This window comes from Clostridioides sp. ZZV14-6387 (genome assembly GCF_020657835.1).
Lineage (GTDB): Bacteria > Bacillota > Clostridia > Peptostreptococcales > Peptostreptococcaceae > Clostridioides > Clostridioides difficile_A.
Map to the genome: position 1 here is coordinate 1 of NZ_JAGWCW010000109.1, position 438 is coordinate 438.

1 pseudogene is annotated in these 438 nt (G+C 27.2%); it reads right to left on the reverse strand.

Features of this window, described 5'->3' with window-relative positions:
- Nucleotides 1-268: pseudogene (locus tag KGF38_RS20080) on the reverse strand (hypothetical protein); the annotation flags it as partial.
- Nucleotides 269-438: the final 170 nt, after the last annotated feature.

The window sequence follows — 438 nt, forward strand, 5'->3', positions numbered from 1 at the left end:
CATCTACATCTAAATCAAATTCAACTAATAGATTTTTTTCCTCTAAAGCTCTTTTTTCATTATGAGTTATATCATTAATTGCAACTGCAGCTTTTTTAGTATCTTCATTTATACCAACTGCATCTATATCGGTTATAGGAACTTCAATACAGGTTGGTGTTTCTTTTAAATATTTCTTAAAACTTAATCTTAGTTTTAATATTCTTTTTTCTTTAGGTGTTGAACAACCAAGTCCAATTCTTTTTTTTATATCACTTAAGTAACTCATGCTAGTTCCATCCTTCAAAATTTTTTAGCATGTATCTTTGTTGATATTTATTAAATCTAGTTCTCAATTGTTCTTCTCTTGCTTGAAGTTTAGCCATCATATTAGCACCTGATTTAGCATTATAATCAGAATCAGTTAGCATCTGTTTTAAATTTTCTTCTCTATTTATC